The sequence below is a fragment of the Cyclobacterium qasimii M12-11B genome, from assembly GCF_000427295.1.
Taxonomy (GTDB): domain Bacteria; phylum Bacteroidota; class Bacteroidia; order Cytophagales; family Cyclobacteriaceae; genus Cyclobacterium; species Cyclobacterium qasimii.
Map to the genome: position 1 here is coordinate 192,328 of NZ_ATNM01000191.1, position 16,929 is coordinate 209,256.

Below are 16,929 nucleotides of genomic sequence, written 5' to 3' on the forward strand. Positions count from 1 at the left end.
CTGTTCATTGTCCTAATACAATAGCAAAAATCAGCGGAGCAACAATAGTAGCATCTGACTCAATTATATATTTTGGGGTGTCAATGCCAAGTTTTCCCCAAGTAATTTTCTCATTGGGTACTGCTCCAGAATAGGAACCATAGGAGGTTGTACTATCTGAGATTTGACAGAAATAACCCCATAAAGGTATACCATCACGTTGCAAATCCTGATGAAGCATCGGTACTACACAGATTGGAAAATCACCTGCTATTCCTCCACCTATTTGAAAGAAACCAACAGTGCTTTCTTCTTTTGCATTCTCTGTGTACCAATCTGCCAGGTACATCATGTATTGAATACCTCCTTTTACAGTATGCACATCATTTATGTCTCCCGCTATCACATGCCCAGCAAACATATTGCCAAGTGTTGAATCTTCCCATCCTGGAACTACTATGGGTATATTTTTCTTTGCAGCCTCTAGCAACCAGCTATTTTTAGGGTCGATTTGGTATTCACTTTCCAGCTTTCCTGACAACAAGATTTTATAAAAAAACTCGTGAGGAAAAAAATGTTCGCCTGCTTTGTCTGCTTTTTGCCACTCTTCAAGAATTACATGCTCAATTCTCCTCATGGCTTCCATTTCTGGAATACAGGTATCTGTTACCCTGTTCATGTGCCTATCAACCAGGTCTTGTTCCTGCTGAGGAGACAAGTCCCTATAGTTTGGGATTCGCTCATAATAATCATGAGCTACCAAGTTAAACACATCTTCCTCCAAATTTGCCCCAGTACAGGTTATGATATGTACTTTATCCTGACGGATCATTTCAGCCAAAGAGATACCTAGCTCGGCAGTAGACATGGCTCCGGCTAGCGTAATCATCATTTTCCCATTGTCATCTAAATGAGATTTATACCCTTCGGCAGCATCAATTAGAGCCGCCGCATTAAAATGTCTAAAATGATGCTTTAGAAAATTGGTAATTTCCATTTTAATTAAATTAATTGGCCGTTAAATAGGTACTAATAATTCCGAATATAAACATCACAGCATTGAATAGCAAAGTACTCTTATATGCTAATGGGACAAAATTTCAATAAAAAAGCCCGGAAACCCGGGCTTTTTAAAATATATCAGTGTAAATACCCTTATTTTTCTTCTGCAGGTGCTTCTACTTTTTCTTCAGAGCTACTGTTTCCTTTATTTTTGTAATCCTCATTGATACCGGATATAACGTCATCGGTAACATCAAAGTTTTTCTTTGCATACCAAACGCCACCACCTCTAGTGTAGGACAATATCATTTCAAGATCGTTTGCAGCAGCATAATCATTCAGGTAAACCTGGATTTTATCGTATACTTCATTGTATAAAGTAGTTTCATCCGCAGACAATTCAGCCATTATATTCTGTCTGTAAGTCATTAGATTTTCTTCTTTTTTCATTAACTCTTCCTGCTTTGCTTGAGCTTGATTTCTAGTCATATTACCACCAGTGCTCTGGAAACTAGCAACTTCCTGCTCAAATCCTTTGGCTCTGTTGGTCAATTCACTTTGGTATTTATTGCCTTTTTCAGCAATTTCAGCAGACCTTTCTTTAAAATATTCAAAGTTATTAATTACGCTATCTGTAACGATATATGCGATTTTTATATCCGCGATATCTGTTTTACTTTCTCCTCCTGAAACTGTTTCGTCGGTGGCAGAAGGATTACAAGCTCCGATAAGGAGTCCTAAAAACGCAATTGCACTGAATAATGTCGTATTTTTTCTCACTTGATATGAATTTTAAAATTGAATGAGGCAAATATAAGAATTCTAAATCTTTTACAAATTCTAAGGACAGTAATAAATACAAAATAGCTAAATTTCTATAAACAAGGTAATTTAAATCCTGAAATCCTTATTCAAATCAAACACCTTTCTCAGCTATTAATTTAAAAACACTCTTTTCTAGTCTTTAAAAAAATATCTGCTGCGCCAATCGAAAAGTATTGGCATGCGCTTCTACAATGTCCCCTATCTTATGGGAATAGCCACCACCCATGCAACACATCACCGGAATTTTATTTGATTGTGCAGCGGACAAAACCATCCGGTCTCTTTCTTTACAACCCTGAGTGGTTAAGCCCAGCCTTCCAAGTTTATCTGTGGCCAATACATCTACCCCTGATTGATAAATCATAAAATCTGGGCCAATCTCGTCCAACAGTCTTTTGAGATGATTGTCCAATAGGTTAAGATAACTTTTATCATCTATTTTATCCTCCAAAGGAACATCTAAGTTAGACTGTTCTTTGTGCATGGGATAATTGTGTTTTCCATGCATACTAAAAGTGAAAACTTCTAGGTCATTTTTAAATATTGAAGCGGTACCATTGCCTTGATGAACATCGAGGTCAACCACCAATATTTTCGTTGCCCTCTGTTGTGATAATAAGCACTTAGCAGTAATCGCAATATCATTAAGCAAGCAAAATCCTTCACCCCGATCCTTAAACGCATGGTGTGTTCCTCCAGCAATATTCATCCCAATCCCATCATCAAGGGCATAAAATGCGGCCATCACTGAGCCGTTCATAATCTGAATTTCCCTTTCTACTAATTCATTGCTCAATGGGAAGCCTGTTTTTCTGATCTCTGCTTTGCTTAATGTGAGCTGCTTTAATTTTTGAAGATATTCAGGATCGTGCACAGAAGTGATGAAAGACTCTTCAAGAAGCTCCGGCTCGAAGAAATTCTCACTTGTTAAAGTACCCTCATAGACCAATTGCTCAGGAAGCAACTCATATTTTTCCATAGGAAACCTATGCCCCTCTGGAAAATGGTGCGCATATTTGGTAGACCAAGCTACTTTTAACATAAACGGATTGTGTTTTTAAATAGGTAATGCCCTATTCGCGACGCTTAGTCCTCTTCTTCTTCCTCGGATTCGAAAGTGTAAAAGGTATCATCTAATTTAAGAGTATCGTCATTGAATGATACAATAAATTTTTCGAGGGCCTCCTCGTCAATTGATTCTATGTTTAGCGCTGCATCCAAGCCAATACCGAAATCATGATTGGTATCCAAACCTAAAAATTCCTGAACCCTGACAGAACCCTCTTCTTCCATATCCATTATCATTTCTGTAATGAACCAACCTATTTCTTCTTCCTCGGTTTTCAATGGAATAAGGTTTCCATTCTCATCCTCCTCATATTTAATTCCTTTATAATTCGGGAATTTTTTAGCTACCTCATGTTCTGCCAATTCGTAGAGCTCACTCTGGTAATGTAGCTTTAGGGTATAAAGTACAGCGTCATAAATCACATCCTTGCCTTCATATTTCCCAATGAAGTGAAAATTGACATACTCATCTGTATTGTCCTCACTTGGGATTATTTTAAAGCTTTTATTGCTAGAAATTAATTCTTGCTTTAGATCATCTATATTTTCAGGTAAAAAACCATCGTTTGGGTATTTCATTTTTTGAAGGGTGGGTTAATAAAATTGGTTCTGCTGTGTTTAAGTTACAATAAAATAAAATTAAATACTACATCATAGTATCTACTCAATAATTTACAATCTTTTACATTTTAAAAAAAATGCTCTCATTCAAAAAAAATCGGTCAATGGGCTTAATAAGTACCTACTTCACATGAAAATCATTCGAAATGACAGTACTTACTGCTAATAAACTATAAAATGCAAATTATTATTTGTTAATGCAAATTCAAGAGGTAATTAAAATTCACTTTCCTAAGCGACTCCCTAAGGAAATTCCTAGAATAGAATTCACAAGGGAAAGCACCAAACTGAATAGAAGTGCCCACCAGAAGTTCCCCACTGAAAATCCACTTACAATATCGGCTGCAAGCATCACCATTAAGGCGTTAATGACCAATAAAAACAAGCCTAAAGTAAGTATAGTAATTGGGATTGTGAAAAATATCAAGATTGGTTTAACGGTAACATTCAACAAAGCCAATAGGGCTGCGATTAGAACCCCTGTAAAAAAATCCTCAACTATTATCCCTGGAAGTAAATAGGCCGTGAAAATAATTACCAGACCAGCAACGGCCAATTGTAAGAGTATTGAAAGAATTTGGTTTGATCTCATTTTACTTTATCAACTATTTAAATTTAACTTTTTAAAAACAAGTACTATACGGTTCAAAAACCTCAATACCAACAAACTACATAGCAGTAACTAAACCCAACAAAGTCGACGGTTTACGATTGTATCCACAAGCAATTTTCTTTATACAAGTTTAGCAAAACTTATTTGAGATTAAAAAACCAAATGACTTAAATAAAAGCAACCCGGTAAAATTTACCGGGTTGTTATTTATGGTCTTAGCTCCACGTTCTGTCCCACGATTTTATTTCATTCCAATCGTCAGTGGGTGCAAAAAACTTTTCTCCTTCTCTTAACCTTTTTTTAACTTCATCTTCATTAAGTTCCAAACCTATTCCAGGTGATTCAGGCACCGTTACGTATCCATCTTTCACAAATGGTTTATCAACGCCAGTAACTAAATCTTCCCACCAGGGGTTGTCCACTGAATGGTGCTCAAGCCCAATGAAATTATAGGTTGCCGCAGCCGCATGTACTGTCCCCATAAATGTAATGGGTGAAGCTGCATGATGAAGTGCCATTCCAATTTGGAATTCTTCAGCATAATCCCCAATTTTTTTGGTTTGAAGATAACCCCCAGCACTTCCCGGATCAGGGTGAACCAAATCTACAGCTCGCGTCTCTATGAGGTCCTTAAAGTTCTTCTTGTGATATGCATCTTCACCTGTAAGTGTGGGCGTAGATATGGATTCTGTGATTCTTTTCCATTGTTCAGTATTTTGCCATGGTATCAAATCCTCCAGCCAGGCAATATTATAGGGTTCAAATGCCTTGGCCAATTTAATCATCTCATTGTATCCCATATGGCCAAAGTGGTCGATTGCTAAAGGTATCTCAAAGCCTACCTTTTCCCGAACCTTTGCTGCATATTCCACCATTTTTTCCAATCCTTTGGGGGTAATTTGAACATGCGTAAACTGATGAGGCGTTTGGGTATAACTCATTACATCTTTGTCAGACCAACCTCTCATTGGGCCCCATGGTGATTTATTGGTCAAAGTATCTTTCTGATCCTTGATCAGGCCTATTCCAATATCCATTTTCAACATGGTGTACCCCATGTCAACCCTACCTTTCATCTTATTGGCAAATTCGTCTGGGTCTTGTACTGTAGGAGTATCCACATAAATCCTAACCTTATCCCTAAATTTACCGCCCAATAATTGATACAAAGGAACGCCGTAAGCTTTACCTGCAAGGTCCCAAAGGGCCATTTCTACACCTGAAACACCACCTCCTTGTCTACCATGCCAGCCAAACTGTTCTATACTTTTAAATATCTTTTCAATATTACAGGGATTCTCTCCCAAAATCCTACTCTTTAACATCAGCGCATAACGCTTATCAGCACCATCCCTTACATCTCCCAAGCCATGAATACCCTGATTGGTATAGATTTTAAGTAGGGGAACATTGCCATATTGGGCAATGCGCATATCCGTAATCCTTAAGTCGGAGGGATTGGATGAACGATTCACTTTAGAGGTGGTGTGCGCTAGGGTATCTTCTATGGGTAAAGCCATCATTCCCCCTAAACTCAACCCACCTAAAGCAGCTTTCTTAAAGAACGACCGTCTCTCATTTTTAGGTTCTTCAAACAATGACTGAGACTGTTCAGGACTGCCTATTTTAGCACTTTTCTCATCATGATACCGTTGCTGTAGGTGTTGGGTACTTTTTTTTCATATTTGATAAGTTAATTTTGGGTATTGTTTAAATATAATTACATATTAACTTACAATATGCCTAAAAAATGATAGAAAATGAAAATTTCCTCCTACCAAAACAGCCACTGAAAATTCAGTGGCTGTTTTAACTTATAAAAACCTGTACTACAAGGTGTATCAATAATAACTTACGCTAGATATTTAATTTACTTAATAAGCCATTTTAGTATCATTCAATCGCTAATATTTATTTATCCTACAATTAAAATAGAAAAGACGATTTTAACTTAAGGGCGCTTAAACAATATAATAAACTTAAAATCAGGTAGATAGTATCCCCGCAATTCGCAAATCCTCTTCATCAACCTTTTTATCATCGATAATAGCCCTTTTTATAGGGGTAAAGACAATTTTATTATTTATAATACCTACCATCACATCATACTTCCCTTGTAGAAGCCCTTCAACGGCAGATACGCCTAATTTACTGGACAAAATGCGGTCAAAAGACGAAGGTGCTCCACCACGTTGGAGGTGCCCTAAAATAGTCACTTTGATATCATAGGATGGTAAGATTTTTTTCACCTTCTCTGCAATCTCTTGCGCTCCACCACTTTTTCCTCCTTCGGCTACAATAACGATATTACTCTCTTTTTTTGCCTTTTCCCTGAATTTTAGTCTGTCAATTAATTTCTCAACAGGGAATTTCTTTTCGGGAATCAAAATAGCTGCTGCTGCGCTACCTATACCTGAATTGATGGCGATAAACCCAGCATCTCTACCCATTACTTCTACGAAGAACAATCGGTCATGAGAGGTGGCAGTATCCCTAATCTTGTCGATTGCTTGGATCGCAGTATTACAGGCAGTATCAAAACCGATTGTTAAATCAGTTCCAAACAAATCATTATCTATGGTTCCTGGAAGACCAACAGCAGGAATCCCAAACTCTTTGTAAAACAAGTGAGCGCCTGTAAGCGAGCCATCCCCACCTATCACCACCAAAGCATCAATGCCATGGCTTTTGAGGTTTTCGTAAGCTTTCTTCCTACCTTCAGGCGTGCGAAATTCCACACTTCTCGCAGATTTTAAAAAGGTACCTCCCCTTTCCAGCACATGAGCAATTGATCGGCTATCCAACTTCCGGATATCGTTATTGATCATACCTTCATAGCCACGGTAAATACCATAAACTTCTAAATTATAATAAAATCCTGCTCGTACCACGGCACGAATGGCTGCATTCATCCCTGGAGCATCACCACCTGAGGTTAGTACTCCAATTTTTTTTATGTTGATAGGTTGGTCTTGCATGTTACTATTCTATGAATTCGTCGCTTATCTATCGAAATATTTTATCATTAGCTCAGCCCCGGCTAGGTTGGTGGCCAAAGGAATATTGTGAACATCACAAATTCTCATTAACATTTGAACATCTGGTTCATGGGGATGCTTTCCTAAAGGATCTCTAAAGAAAATCACCATATCCAACTCTTTTTGTGCCACCATTGCACCGATTTGTGCATCACCACCTAAAGGCCCAGAAAGCAATTTTTCAACTACGAAACCTGCTTTCTCAATATGTGATCCCGTTGTACCTGTGGCAACAAGTGTAATTCCTTCCAGCGCTTTTTTTGATCCACCAATAAAATGAACCATATCTGCTTTTTTCCCATCGTGGGCAATTAATGCTATTTTCATTCTTTAATTCTAATTTGAATGCTTCTATTATGCGAATAACAAAAAAAAGACGAACAAAAGTTTACCCGTCAAAAAATTAATCTTCTTTATTTAGCCTTTTTTTCCAAAAAATACAAAACCATCTGCTCCCATTCTTCATCTAAGCCTATGTTTGGTCTTGTTTTACCTGCCCTATTGTACCAATAGGAAGCATTTCCCAAATCTCCTTCCTTCCTGTGAAGATAAGCATGCAAAAATGCTGCATCAGCATCTTCCATTTGATCTATTAGTGCATGGGCCTTATTCCAGTCGCCATTGCCATCCAACCACAATGCATGCAAATACACAGTCAAATCCTCTGGAATTTGACCTTTTTGGATACTTGTCTTGAATGCTGATAGGTTCATAGTGCTTTGTTTTTAAAGATGGCCAAAATAAATACATATTAGTCAAGCCTACAAATTATAAGCTTAATTAAACACATATTATGAATTAGAAATTGTAATAGCCCACCCGTAGTACTCGGTGAAAGGGTATTAGTTTTGAAAAATCAAAGACATTTAATTCTGTGATTAATTCATAAGGCAAGAGCCTATAAATAAACCGAAAAAGCAATGCTTAATTATTTTCTCATAATCTACATTACTTACAAGTATTACAATGATTTTACTGACTCAAGTTGAGATTTTAATTTACCAAATTTCGAAGAAAATATAGTTAAATAATTAAAAAGTTCGCAAAAAATTTATACTATATCAATGGGATGGAATTAAGCTATGAGCGATGCCTTTCATGGATTGGGCCTGCATTCCATATTGGTCTCTGCAGGCAGAAAAATGTTCCAGAATTTGTTTCACTTCATTTAAGCTTTGGTCGGGATAGTGACCATGATTGTGGGGGTGCCACCAAATATGATAAACTTCATTGTTTTTGGCAGCAGTAGTAATTTCGTTGATTATACGGTCAATTTTTAATTTATTGAATCTACCTAACTTTGGATGGAAAGGTCTCAAAAAACGTGATGCGGGAAGTGAAATAGGATTGGAGACAATTTCTTTTTCAAGCTGATAAGATGTTTTTTTGCCTAAGGAAAGCACTGAATCCGAAGTCCTCCAGATTTTTTTTAGTAATTCTCTTTTTTCAGGGGTTTTCCAAAACCAATCTACAGGATTTGTCCTAACTGCGGTAAATCCCAAATCTCTTGCGACCTGTATAGCATTTGAATTGTATTGATTTCTAGGAAAAACAAGGGAAGTAAGGTCTACTCCATACTTTTCATGAGCAATCTTCTTGGATGCCGACAAATCTTCTCGGAAGACATGATCAAGATGCCCTTTTTCCATTGTGTAATAATGTGAAAAAGTATGACTGCCTAATTCCTGACCAGGGGTTTCAAGAATATTTTGAACCAATTCTGGTGCAAATAGGCAACTTTTATTTTTAGGTCCTTCATTAAACCAATTATAGGCAGACAGTCTTGGGTCCTTATATTCTGGCTTTGATGTGGGGCAATAATGTAACCATTCATCGGGGCTCTCCGCCATTAACATCCCTACAGTAGCCCATGTTACTTCAACTTCATATTGGCTAAATAAAGAAAGTAATTTAGGAACCACCTCTCTTGTGATCTGATAGTAAGTTTCCCAATTCTGAAGAGAAACTTTATCAAACCGACCCCAGTGAAGTTCAAAATCTAATGAGATAACTAAAGTTGGACGATTCATTTCTCTAGCTTTACCTTGGCTACTTCATAATATAAATGAAGCGCAATAATACTAAAAAAAGGAAAGTAAATACTCTTCATTCTCATAATGATGCCTAAATTATTTAAGGTAAGACTAAATAGGAAGGATAAAAGTATCCCATATACCAGTACTGTCCAAAGATACAAAGGTATTTTAAATTGGAACTTTAACTGATATAAGCTCCAAAATCCAAGAATAGAAAAAGCCAGTATAAAAATATTTTCTACTCCAGCTGCGAATGTCCAAAAGTCTTTAACTTCCCAAATAAAAGGCCTAAAAAGGATTGTACTAAACTTTTCAACCCAATTATAATCATTCATATTTATAGAGCTTGCTCCACCAAATGAAGCAAGGTATTGGTTTTGCCATTCCAAAATATCACCTATCCATTTTAAGTTAAAACCATAAACTAGACTTCCCAGGATGAAGCGATAGGCAAATATTGAGAAGATTAAAAAAATAGCAATAGGAATTATTTTCTTACGGTAGGGAATTAAGGTTTTATGAAAAGGTAGCACCATCAATGCTGAAATAGTCAATACCAAACCCTGAATAGGCCTAACCATAAGGGTTAACAAAAGGCCAATGCCTATAAAAATGATTTTATTAGGAAATTGTTGAACGCCCAGCAGCACCAACATTAATCCCAGCCATAACATAGCCTCTTTTCCAACTCCTGCAGTCCAGAAATGAACATTTGGTAAAAATAAAATTAATAACGCAACATGTGGGATGTATTTCTTAGTGGATTTGGCAAAGGTTGAATTCAATAAATCAAAAGCCAATAAAAAACCAATATAAGAAAGAGAACCATAAAGCAAGGTTCCTGACAAATATCCCAATCCTGCTATTTGAGACAAAGGATAATTGATCCAATACATGAAGTAAGTCCCAGTACCAAAGTAGTTCAACCAATGATAAGATGTACCCTCTCCGATTAGAGGAATGTTCCAATACCTCCAACTATCTCCACCATATATTATAATATAACGGTAAAAAACAAGGCAAATCGCCAGGTGGTAAACCCACAAAGCAAATAACCATTTGACTTGTAACGCTGAATAAGCACGAGACTTAGCCCATTTTTATTAATTAAAAAAAAGCTATTAATAAAAACCCTATAAAAGCGATGTCTTGTACCAATCAGATTACTAGTTAGTAGCCTTAATAGCCAACTCATATTCCTTTAGGCTATTTTCTAAATCAAATATAGGGATGGCTTTGGACCGAATTTCATCCCTGGAAATATTTTTCGCTGCAGTCAACCAATTAAAAAAGCTGTCTTCTTCATAATCATGGTGCATAAAGCAAAAACTTTCGCGACCAATTGACTCCTCCAGATCACCTATCCCACCAGATAACAAAATCGGCAAGCCAGAAAGTAAATATTCACTAACTTTAATGGGAGCTATTCCAGCAAGGCTGGGAGCACGCTTCCTCAGACTAACCCCAAAGTCTGCGGCTGCATAATAGGCTGGAAGTAAATTGTAATCTACAGATTTAACTATAACATCTGTCACCAAATGATCAGGAACAGCGGATCTTACACCCGATTCATTTCTAATAAGAAAAAGAAATTTGCTGTCTCTATTCCGATTGTGATAGGTCTCAAACAAATGCAACATTTCGTCTAAAAGGTACTGTGGCCCCAAACTACCGGAATACAACCAAAGAACAGTTGATGGCATTATTGAAAGTTCCTTCCTGATCCTCTCCCTTAATACCAAATCGGGTTTGAAAAAGGCTTTATTGCGACCATTACTTACTTTAAAAATTTTATTATTGAATTGAAATCCGATGTTTTTCAAATGAATTTGTTTTGCTAAATCGGAGCGGACTAATACAACGGTCGATTGCTGTAATAATTTATTTTCAACATGTTTAAACCACTTATACTGCAAACTGTTTTGTTTTAAACCTGCATAATCTACTCTTTCTTGTAATGGAAATCCATCAGCGTCAAAGATTGTTTTAATATCACGTGCTTTAAGCCATCCTAAAATTGGGTTAACCATCATAGCCGGCATGGTAGATCGTGGCATTAAGTGTGTAATCCCATAGCTCTTGACTAACTTTTTAATGGCTTTTTGCCCTTTTATGGTTGTCAGTATACTTCCAATAACAGGATGTGGTTTACGACATACGAGATGGTGTTCGTATGTAATGTTCAATTGAATTGCTAAGCTTGAAATTCTTTCAACTTCAGTAGCATTGGCCCAGGAAAATTGAAGGACATAAAACTGGCAATCCAATCTCTCTTCCAGTCCTTTAAAGATCGGAAAAAAAAGATTTTCAAGATAATTGGTTTGGTCAGAATCCCAGGAAATAAATAGAATTTTCATTGAGGAGGTATTCATAAAAAAATTATAGCAGGCGTTTTTAAAACAGTTTTTATTTGGTCGATTCTTGGTCAACCAATTTTTTATATCTTTCAAAATTCCCTTCCAAGGTAAACTCCTTTAATACTTTCTTTCTTCCCGCTTCCCCAAAACCCTTCCTTAATTTAGGATCCTGAATTAACTTTCCCAAAGCACTGATCCATTCTTCATTTGAATTGGCCAAAAAACCATTTTCCCCATGAATTACAACATCATTATTCATTCCTATCGGTGAAGCAACCACAGGTAGGCCACAGGCCATGTATTGAATTAGTTTATAGGCACATTTACCCCTTTCCCAAGGATTATCTGGCAAAGGCATGATGCCAATATCCATTTTTAATATTGCATCCACCTCACCTTCTTCTGTCCAGATTATTGATTCAAGATCACCTTTAAATTTAATTTTACTGGTTCCGTTTACCAACAAAAACTTTATTGAATAATGCTCATGGAGCCAATTTAAAATCGGCACCATTGGATCCAGGTATTTTAGCGTACTTGGAGAGCCAATCCACCCAATTGTGATGATTTTGCTTTCAACTGAATTCCTTGCCTTGTATTTTATAGGATCAATAACTGTAGGGAAAACCTCTATTTTTCGGGCTCCAGCCAATTCAGCCCTGGTTTTTAGGTAAGTATTGCCAGCAATTACCATATCAGCCATTTTCATTACATGATCAATTTTTTTAGGCATTAATAGATTTACCATAAAATTGTCTTTTTGATCATAATTATGAAAAACAGCATCATCATAATCTACCCAGTACCTATTCACTTTGGATAGAAACCATTCAGCAAATGCCGGTAAATAAGGAAAAATTTCCTTTTCAATAATTATCAAATCATATTTCCTGACCGTAAAAAGAACGAAAAATCTCCGGAAATAACACTTCAGCACATGAAGATAACCAGGAGACTGGTGACTATAAATTTTATACAGATACTCCTCTGTGAAAAATGGAATAACAGAAACAGCATATCCTTCCTTTTCCCACAGCGGTAAAAACTGAAAAGTCCTCAGACGACTACTTGCTCCTTTTCTGGGGTATTTCGGGAGAAATAAAAGTTTCTTTTTACTCAATTTAAAATAGCCTAGCCATTATCAACTTATTCAACATTTTTCTTTTTCGCATCAATAATTGCTTGTCTTCGCTGAAAGAATTTTTTTCTGTCCAAACTTCTTAGATGAAGCGTATATTTTTTATGTACAATTAAATACAAACAAAAAGTAAAAATAAATCATAAGCATGTTTTTCATGCGCATAGCTATTCCCAAGTTGCTTAAAGCATTCATAAAGGCAAAAGTCACCGGAATAAAAGTCACCATGGCCGCTTTCAAGAATAGGGGCATATCCCTCAAAGCTTCAACGGACCAGTTTTTATAAATAAAGAGACTTAACCACAAATAAAGTAAGTTCTCAAAAGAACTGATAAAACTAACAATATTATGGGCATCAAAGAACAAAGGTCTAAATAGATAAGTAAATAATTTCATAGGAATTGAATAGGAAGAAATATTTACACCAGACCCAACGTTAACTGTATTTAAATTTCCTGATTTACTTGAAGAAAAAGCTTCCAAAGTTGCCAAATCAAAATCTTCCAATTTAAGTGCGTCCAAGGTATAAGAGCTCATGAAGATGGAGCCGATAACTGCCAATGTTGCCAAACCAAATTTATAGGATCTTTTAATATCAGTCCCCATCAGAATGGCAACCGCTGCCCCTCCTATAAGGGCCTGCCCCATATGTGGTCTAGCCATATAAACAAAAAAGAAGGCAATGGTAGCTTGCCACCATTTTTCTTTGTATTGCTGTATGGAAAATAAAAACCAGGAAATGGCCCAAAAAGTTATGGAATCTTTACCTACACCTGAAGTCCAAAAGTGTAAATTGCTTATATAAAAAACCGTAGGAAAAAGTGGAATCCCTAAAATATCATGATTAGTCGGGAAGTAATTATAGACCAATAGGAAAATATAACGGATTCCAATAAATCCCAAAAAACCAAACAAAAGATTTCCAGTAGTATAAGATAATCCAAGTATCTTACTGGGAAAGTAGGTTAACCAAAGTATAAAGGTTGTTCCCTCTCCAAAATATTTCATCCAGGTGGGATCCAATATTTTCACTTGTTCCATGGTTAATAACCAATAACCATGTGAATCACCTCCAAAATTTAAAATATACCAACCATAAACCAGACTAAAAATAATATGATAAACAAAAAGGTAATGTAAATGGAACAAATATTTTTTGGGCAGATTGTATTTTGAACTAAAAGTAATATTGGATTTATATATCAATATTAGCAGTAATAATATGATGAAAACGTCTAACAAATTCTTATATTAATTAACATTTTTTGTTAAAAGAGTAAGATAAAGCTTCTCAAGCGAACTGGTGTAAGTTCCAATACCATACAATTTTAAAGCCCTTAAATAACCTTCTTTCCCCATATTCAAACTACTTTCAGGATTATTAAATAAAAAATTTATGCTATTTGCGATGCTTTGAGGATCGGATGGAGGAACCAAAATACCAGTTACCTCATTTTGAACTACATCTTTCAATCCACCTACTGCAGTTGCAATAACTGGCAATTGATGGAACATAGCTTCAACGGCTACCAATCCAAATCCCTCTTGGGCACTTGGAATACAGAAGCAGTCCATTAGCTTATAGTAGGTTGCTGTATCCTCTTTAAACCCTAACGATATGAATTGTTTTTCAATACCCAACTCTAAAGCAAGACCTTTCAAATAAACTAGATCTGGTCCATCGCCAATCAGTAAAAACTTTATATGAGAATAGTTCAGGATTTTTATTGCCTTTATAATATCAGAATACTTTTTAACATGGTCATGTACCCGTCCCACCGAACCCAATATGTAATCTGACCCACTAAGGCCGATATCCTCCCTTTTAAAATTTCCCCCTTTAGATATAAAATTCTGGTTATCAACTGCATTATTTAGCAGGTACACCTTGTCGGCAGGTATTCTTGCTTTCTTTATCAAATACTGAGTAACCGAAGGAGAAATACCAATAACAAGGTCCGCTAATTTTGCTAATTGCCTTTGAAGCCAAATGGCCTTAAGGGATCGTATTTGAGGATCTGAAGTTTCCTCTAAAATGATAACTGGAACTTTCCCAAGAAAACCACAGATACTTGCCATACACATACCTTCAAAAACCGCTCCATGGATAATATCTGGGGAGTACTCCTTAATAACGGTTAATACCTTTCTATATTTCCCAATTTCAAAAGGACTTTTAAAAGACCCAACCTGATATACCTGAATACCTTCTTTTTCTAAAGCAGATTTAATCGGCCCTTTTGCATTGGTACAGACAATCCGTAAATCAAAACGATCTTTATTATAATGTCTTGCAAAGCCTAGACGCAATACCTCTACCCCACCAGATGAAATTGTTTCAATGCAATGCAATATTTTTATTCTTTTCAAAATTTCTTTTGCTTAACTGGACAAGGATGTAATTTAAAATATAGTTTCAATAAACTATTTCCATATTTTGAAACTGTAAAATCAGAACCTCTTTCAATTGCATTTTTCTTTAATCTATCCTTATTCTCTTGCGTCATATGACAAACCAGCTGCATTAAAAAAAGTAATTGGGAACCATCTTTTGGATCAAACAAAAATCCATTTTTTTCAGAAGTAATAATTTCTGAAGGTCCTCCTATTTGGGTAGAAATAACGGGTAAACCACAAAGCATGGCCTCAACCAAAGATATTGAAAACCCTTCAGACAAAGAGGGTAAAATAAAAATATCGGATTTCATTAAAAAGGGATGACATTTTTATAAAACCAAAAACACAACCTTTTCAGAAATTTCATACTGTTCAGCTAATTTTACTAATTCATCCCTTTCAGGTCCTTCGCCAATAATCCAAAGAACAGAATTTCCGTTGCCTTGAACATTTAAGAATTTATGAAAAACCTGGATTAAAAGTTGAATATTTTTGATTGGGACAAGTCGGCAAGTTGTAACAAATATTGTGCTATTTAATGGTTTCAATAAAAACTTACTAGATAAATCTTCATTAATTAAATCCTTGTCATAATTAGAAATAGAAACAGGATTATAAATAAGCGTAATTTTTTATTATTCACCTCCTTTAATTCAATTAATCGCTTTGCAACCGCTTTGGAAATAGCAATTACTTGGTGAGAACTAATATAAGTAAACTTGAAAATTTTACGGAAAATAAATCCATGATTAGGAAAACCAATTTCCTCACCAATTCTAACAGGTATTTGAACCAAAAAACCAGCAAATAACCCATGAAAATTGGCCTCAGCACCAGAAGTATGAATGACGTCGGGATTATGAAACCGCAAAAATTTACATATCTTAGAAATCAATTTAACATTTGGAATTTTAACCTTTTCATTTAATACTTTTACATAAATACCCATAAACTCAATTTCTCGACAAACCTTTCCACCATTTCCTAAAACAAGAATGATTAATTCATGATCGGTATTGTCAATGAAAAAGCTAGAGGTTAATTTCAGTCTTTGTTCAACTCCTCCAAAATTCAATTGACTGACTATTCTACAAATTTTCAAAGGTTAATAATCTTTTGAATCCTATCAAATGACTTTTCTTTGGAATAATGGATATTAATAATTATTCGATTTTTCTCCATTTCATCTTGTGTTAAAGGGGACTCTAAAAGTCGAGTGTTGGACATTAATTCCTCTATAGAGTGAAAATAAACACCCATATCTTTCAAAAAATTATATACTGGATTCTTTTTAAATAGAAATAATTTGGTTCCTGAATACAATAATGAATAAATATTACCCATTCCTTGTTGACGTAAATGAGGCATGATAGCGAAACCACATTGATTAAGTATTTGGTTGTACTCATTTAAGGGAAGGAATTTCCCGAGAATTTCAAAATTTAGATTATTGTAATTTTTAGGAATATAATCAATTAGAAAGTCCCTATATTTACCATTGCCGTAACTAAGAGGAATTACAATTTTATTTGAAAATTTTAAATGATTAATGGATTCTAATATATCTAAATGATTACAGGAAAAAGTGGCACTATTTCCTAATAGAATATTCTCACCATTTTGAAAATTACTATTTTGAATAAGAAAACTAACATCACCAAAAGTAAAGTCTAAATAATCAAATTTTAAAGAAGGATACTTGTCTTTAATAATTGAAAATTCGTTAGGTATAATTGGTGCAAAATAATTCAAAGTTTTAAGTGCAGGCATAACTTTAATTAAAAAGAATATCTTTTGATAAAAAGTCAAAGCTATGCGTTTAAAAGTAATGCCCATTAAATGAATAAAATAATTC

The 16,929-nt window shown here is 35.4% G+C and carries 17 protein-coding genes and 1 pseudogene; all 18 read right to left on the reverse strand.

Going from position 1 to position 16,929, the window contains the following annotated elements; all coding sequences use genetic code 11:
* Positions 1 to 4: 4 nt before the first annotated feature.
* Positions 5 to 976 (reverse strand): deoxyhypusine synthase family protein, encoded by a 972-nt coding sequence (locus ADICYQ_RS23450; RefSeq protein WP_020889379.1) that lies wholly within the window; start codon positions 974 to 976, stop codon positions 5 to 7.
* Positions 977 to 1,134: 158 nt separating this feature from the next.
* Positions 1,135 to 1,761, reverse strand: a complete 627-nt coding sequence (locus ADICYQ_RS23455) for an OmpH/Skp family outer membrane protein (RefSeq protein ID WP_020889380.1) — start codon at positions 1,759 to 1,761, stop codon at positions 1,135 to 1,137.
* Positions 1,762 to 1,945: 184 nt separating this feature from the next.
* The gene (locus ADICYQ_RS23460) at positions 1,946 to 2,848 is read right to left on the reverse strand and encodes a histone deacetylase family protein (protein WP_020889381.1); all 903 of its coding nucleotides are present in this window, start codon (positions 2,846 to 2,848) and stop codon (positions 1,946 to 1,948) included.
* 44 nt (positions 2,849 to 2,892) lie between these two features.
* On the reverse strand, positions 2,893 to 3,453 hold the full coding sequence (locus ADICYQ_RS23465; protein WP_020889382.1) for a hypothetical protein: 561 nt from the start codon (positions 3,451 to 3,453) through the stop codon (positions 2,893 to 2,895).
* Between the two features lie 265 nt (positions 3,454 to 3,718).
* Positions 3,719 to 4,087, reverse strand: a complete 369-nt coding sequence (locus ADICYQ_RS23470; protein ID WP_040417877.1) for a phage holin family protein — start codon at positions 4,085 to 4,087, stop codon at positions 3,719 to 3,721.
* A 236-nt stretch (positions 4,088 to 4,323) separates the two neighbouring features.
* Positions 4,324 to 5,706 carry a mandelate racemase/muconate lactonizing enzyme family protein gene (locus ADICYQ_RS23475; protein WP_040417879.1) on the reverse strand — a complete coding sequence of 461 codons (1,383 nt, stop codon included), beginning with the start codon at positions 5,704 to 5,706 and terminating at the stop codon, positions 4,324 to 4,326.
* Positions 5,707 to 6,093: 387 nt separating this feature from the next.
* Positions 6,094 to 7,086: a 6-phosphofructokinase gene (pfkA, locus tag ADICYQ_RS23480; protein WP_020889386.1), complete on the reverse strand. Its 993-nt coding sequence runs from the start codon at positions 7,084 to 7,086 to the stop codon at positions 6,094 to 6,096.
* Positions 7,087 to 7,110: 24 nt separating this feature from the next.
* Positions 7,111 to 7,473 (reverse strand): methylglyoxal synthase, encoded by a 363-nt coding sequence (locus ADICYQ_RS23485; protein WP_020889387.1) that lies wholly within the window; start codon positions 7,471 to 7,473, stop codon positions 7,111 to 7,113.
* An 86-nt stretch (positions 7,474 to 7,559) separates the two neighbouring features.
* A complete protein-coding gene (locus ADICYQ_RS23490; RefSeq protein ID WP_020889388.1) occupies positions 7,560 to 7,859 on the reverse strand; it encodes a hypothetical protein in 300 nt (99 codons plus the stop codon).
* A gap of 348 nt (positions 7,860 to 8,207) precedes the next feature.
* Positions 8,208 to 9,176: a polysaccharide deacetylase family protein gene (locus ADICYQ_RS23495; RefSeq protein WP_020889389.1), complete on the reverse strand. Its 969-nt coding sequence runs from the start codon at positions 9,174 to 9,176 to the stop codon at positions 8,208 to 8,210.
* Positions 9,173 to 10,228, reverse strand: coding sequence for a hypothetical protein (locus ADICYQ_RS23500; protein WP_040417881.1), 1,056 nt, complete (start codon positions 10,226 to 10,228; stop codon positions 9,173 to 9,175). Before ADICYQ_RS23500 ends, ADICYQ_RS23495 begins: the two co-directional genes overlap by 4 nt.
* A gap of 120 nt (positions 10,229 to 10,348) precedes the next feature.
* Positions 10,349 to 11,539, reverse strand: a complete 1,191-nt coding sequence (locus ADICYQ_RS23505) for a glycosyltransferase family protein (RefSeq protein ID WP_020889391.1) — start codon at positions 11,537 to 11,539, stop codon at positions 10,349 to 10,351.
* Positions 11,540 to 11,588: 49 nt separating this feature from the next.
* Positions 11,589 to 12,659: a glycosyltransferase family 4 protein gene (locus tag ADICYQ_RS23510; protein ID WP_040417885.1), complete on the reverse strand. Its 1,071-nt coding sequence runs from the start codon at positions 12,657 to 12,659 to the stop codon at positions 11,589 to 11,591.
* Positions 12,660 to 12,779: 120 nt separating this feature from the next.
* Positions 12,780 to 13,718 carry a hypothetical protein gene (locus ADICYQ_RS23515; protein ID WP_020889393.1) on the reverse strand — a complete coding sequence of 313 codons (939 nt, stop codon included), beginning with the start codon at positions 13,716 to 13,718 and terminating at the stop codon, positions 12,780 to 12,782.
* Positions 13,719 to 13,928: 210 nt separating this feature from the next.
* Complete coding sequence (locus tag ADICYQ_RS23520) at positions 13,929 to 15,047, reverse strand: glycosyltransferase (protein WP_020889394.1); 1,119 nt, start codon at positions 15,045 to 15,047, stop codon at positions 13,929 to 13,931.
* Positions 15,044 to 15,703: pseudogene (locus ADICYQ_RS29140) on the reverse strand (glycosyltransferase). The gene ADICYQ_RS23520 and the pseudogene ADICYQ_RS29140 overlap by 4 nt, the downstream one beginning before the upstream one ends.
* Positions 15,652 to 16,149 carry a glycosyltransferase family 4 protein gene (locus ADICYQ_RS23535; RefSeq protein ID WP_020889397.1) on the reverse strand — a complete coding sequence of 166 codons (498 nt, stop codon included), beginning with the start codon at positions 16,147 to 16,149 and terminating at the stop codon, positions 15,652 to 15,654. Before ADICYQ_RS23535 ends, ADICYQ_RS29140 begins: the two are co-directional and overlap by 52 nt.
* A gap of 23 nt (positions 16,150 to 16,172) precedes the next feature.
* On the reverse strand, positions 16,173 to 16,929 hold a 757-nt coding region (locus tag ADICYQ_RS23540; RefSeq protein WP_235114875.1), incomplete at its 5' end, for a TDP-N-acetylfucosamine:lipid II N-acetylfucosaminyltransferase family protein.